The organism is Staphylococcus sp. HMSC62A08, assembly GCF_001839105.1.
GTDB lineage: Bacteria > Bacillota > Bacilli > Staphylococcales > Staphylococcaceae > Staphylococcus > Staphylococcus caprae.
On record NZ_KV840039.1, the window covers coordinates 70,307 to 74,655 of the forward strand.

Annotated in this window: 1 pseudogene; it reads left to right on the plus strand. The window is 33.0% G+C overall.

Annotated elements, in window-relative coordinates:
* Nucleotides 1–4,349 (plus strand): annotated as a pseudogene (locus tag HMPREF3264_RS06360) (hypothetical protein); the annotation flags it as partial.

The following is a 4,349-nucleotide window of genomic DNA, read 5'->3' on the forward strand; positions in this document are numbered from 1 at the left end:
ATTATGTAAATGAAGATCAAACTGAACAACGTAATTACGATAACGCTGTTACTAGTGCTCAAGGCGCTATAAATAACAATAGCAATCCTGTGTTAGATAAAAGTACAATCGAAAATTTAACTCAAACTGTTCACAACACTAAAGATGCCTTACATGGTGCTAATAAATTAAGCCGTGATCAACAAGCAGCAGAAACTAAAATTCGTGGTTTATCTAATCTTAATAAACCTCAAAAAGACGCTGAAATAGCTAAAGTAAAAGCGGCATCAACTCGTGATAGCGTAAAAAATATTCTTCAAGATGCTAAAACTTTAGACACAGCTATGCACGGTTTAAGAGAAAGTATTAAAGATAAATCTGATATTAAAAATAGTAGTAAGTATATAAATGAAGACCAACCAGAGAAACAAGCTTATGACAATGCTGTGGACAACGCTCAAAAAATTATTGATGAAACAACAGCTACATTAAGTTCTGATACAATTAATAATTTAACTCGTGCAGTAACTCAAGCTAAATCTGATCTTCATGGTGATACTAAACTTCAAAAAGAGAAAGACCAAGCTAAGCAAACAATTGCGCAGTTACAAAACTTAAATGATGCACAAAAACATATGGAAGACGCATTAATCGATAACCAACAAACACGTGTTGAGGTCAAACATGATTTAGCCGAAGCTCAAGCTTTGAATGGTTTAATGGGAACATTAAAAGAAAGCATAAAAGATAATTCAACAATTACTGGTGATGGTAACTACATCAATGCTGATCCAGTTAAAAAACAAGCATATGATAATGCGGTTAAAGAAGCTCAAAAAATTATAAATGGATCAAACCAACTATAAATAAAGACGATGTCTCTAACGCAACTCAATCAGTAAAAACTACAAAAGATGCTTTAGATGGTAATCACAGATTAGAAGAAAATAAACAAAATGCAAATCGCGAAATAGATAATTTATCAAACTTAACTCCTGCTCAAAAAACGGCTGAAAAAGCATTAATTAATAATAAACAAACACTAACAGAAGTACAGTCTCAACTTGATAAAGCTAAAGCTTTAGATGGTTCAATGGGCACATTAAAAGCATTAGTGAACAAACAATCAGAAGTTCAAGGAACTAGTAATTATATTAATGAAGACCAACCAGAGCAATCTGCTTATGACAATGCAATTTCAATGGGCCAAACAATCATTAATAAAACGGCTGATCCAGTACTTGATAAGAATAATGTTGATGAAGCAATTAATAATATTAATACTAAAGAATCTGCACTACATGGTGAACAAAAATTACAAACTGCTAAAACAAACGCAACAAATGCAGTTAATACTTTAGCAAATCTCAACACACCACAAAAAGACGCTTTAAAAAATGCGATTAATGCTTCTAATACACGAACTCAAGTAAGTGCAGAACAGGCAAAAGCGACTGCCATTAATGATGCTATGCAGACATTAAGACAAAATATTGTTGACAATGAAAATGTAAAAACTCAAAGTAGTTATATTAATGCAGAACCTGATAAACAAAGCGCTTACACAAATGCCGTTAATGCTGCAAACGCAATTATTAATGAAAAAACTGCAACTTTAGATGCAAATGCAATTAACCAAAAAGCTAATGCAGTATTAACAACTAAAAATGCTTTAGACGGAGAAGCACAACTTCGCAAAGCTAAAGAGGATGCTAATCATGAGATTGATAGTTTAAATCAACTTACACAAGCTCAAAGAAATAAAGAGAAAACATTAGTCAATGAAGCACAAACGAGAACAGCAGTAGCAACACAATTAGACAAAGCTAAAGAACTTAATAAAGTGATGGAGCAATTAAATAACTTAATTAATGGTCAAAATGCAATTAAAGCTAGCAGTAAATACATTAATGAAGACCAAGCTCAACAAAATGCTTATACAAACGCGATTACTAACGCTGAAGCACTTAAAAATAGAACGCAAAATCCAGAAATAGATAAATCTGCGATTCAGACTGCGATTAATACTATTAATACAGCTATCCATAATTTAGATGGTGAGACTAAACTTGCTAAAGCTAAACAAGATGCTCAGGCCAGAGTTATTGGACTAAGCGGTTTAACAAACGAACAAAAAGCAAATGAAAATAGCTCTATTGGCAACGCAACAACTCGAGATCAAGTCGCATCTATTTTAAATAGCGCTCAAGAGTTAGACCAAACAATGCAAACATTACGAGGACTTGTAAATGCTAAAGATCAAGTTCATTCAACAAGTGACTTTATTAATGAAGATACTCCACAACAAAATGCATACAATAGCGCTATCGCAAATGGCGAGGCAATTATCAGTGGTCAACAAAATCCTACAATGGACAAATCAACAATTGAACAAGCCATTAATCAAATTAATGCTGCTAAAAATAATTTACATGGGGCTAGTAAATTACAACGAGATAAAAACCAAGCTAATCAGGAAATTGCTCAATTAGGATCTTTAAATGATCCGCAAAAATCTGGCGAAGAGGCATTAGTAAATGGTTCTAATACTAGAACAGAAGTAGCTAAACAGCTCGATAAAGCTAAAGAATTAAATGAAGCTATGAAAGAACTTCGAAACAAAGTTGCTGAAAAAACATCTGTCAAACAAAGTAGTGATTACATTAACGATTCATCTCAACATCAAAATGCTTATAACCAGGCATTACAATATGCAGAATCAATCATTAATCAAAATAGCAATCCTACATTAGATAAATCAGCAGTTGAACAAAAATTACAAAGTTTAACTCAAGCTCAAAATGCATTACAAGGTTCACATCTACTTGAAAATGCTAAGAATAACGCTGTTACTGAAATCAACAAATTAACAGCTTTAAACGATGCACAACGTCAAAAAGCAATTCAAAATGTTCAAGCACAAACTACAATTCCAAACGTTAACCAACAATTAACGACTGCTAAAGAATTAAATAGTGCAATGCAAGCATTAAGAGATGCAGTTGGACAACAAAATGACGTGCATCAACAAAGTAATTATTTCAATGAAGATCAACAACCTAAACAAAATTACGATACCGCTATTCAATCAGGTCTAGAAATCATCAATAAATCTCAAGACCCAGTAATGGATAAAACTGAAATTGAACAAGCGACTAATCGCATTAATTCAACTAAAGATGCTTTAGATGGTGCTAATAAGTTACACAGCGATCAAGAAAATGCTAATAGACAAATAGAAGGTTTAACAAGTCTCAACCCAGCTCAAATCACAGCTGAGAAACAATTAATTAACCAAGCGACAACACGTACAGATGTGGCTCAAAAATTAGCAGCAGCTAAAGAATTAAACAATGCTATGAAAACTTTGAGAGATGGCATTCATAATAAAGATGACATTAAACGAAGTAGTGCTTATGTCAATGCAGATCCAACAAAAATTTCTGCATATGACCAAGCTTTACAAAATGCTGAAAATATAATCAACGCTACACCTCAAGCAGAACTTAATAGATCAACAATTGAACAAGCATTAACTAGAGTTCAACAAGCTCAAAATGCACTTGACGGCGTACAACAATTGGCTAATGCCAAACAAGCAGCGACTCAAAACGTCAATGGTTTAACAAGTCTCAACAATGGCCAAAAACGTGAGTTAAATCAATTAATCAATGCTGCAAACACACGTACTAAAGTTCAAGAAGAATTAGCTAAAGCTACTGCTTTGAACAATGCTATGAAAGCTTTAAGAGTTAGTATTCAAAATGTTGATGAAGTTAAACGAGATAGTAATTATGTAAATGAAGATCAAAGTGAACAACATAATTACGATAATGCAGTCACTAATGCTCAAACTACTATCGATAATAATAACCAACCTGTGTTGGATAAAAATACAATCGAAAGTTTAACTCAAACTGTTAACAACTCTAGAGATGCTTTACAAGGGGCTAGTAAATTAAGTCGTGATCAACAAACTGCAGAAAATGAAATTCGTGGTTTAACGAGCCTAAATGAACCGCAAAAAAATGCAGAAATAGCTAAAGTAAAAGCTGCAACTACACGCACTGATGTAAATAACATACTTCAAGGTGCTAAAACTTTAGACACTGCTATGCACGGTTTGAGAGAAAGCATTAAAGATAAATCTGATATTAAAAATAGTAGTAAGTATATAAACGAAGACCAATCAGAGAAACAAGCTTATGACAATGCTGTTAATAACGCTCAACAAGTTATTGACGAAACAACAGCTACATCAAGTCCAGATACGATTAATAATTTAACTAACACTGTGACACAAGCTAAATCAAATCTTCATGGTGATACTAAACTTCAACAAGAGAAAGACCAAGCTAAGCAAACAATTG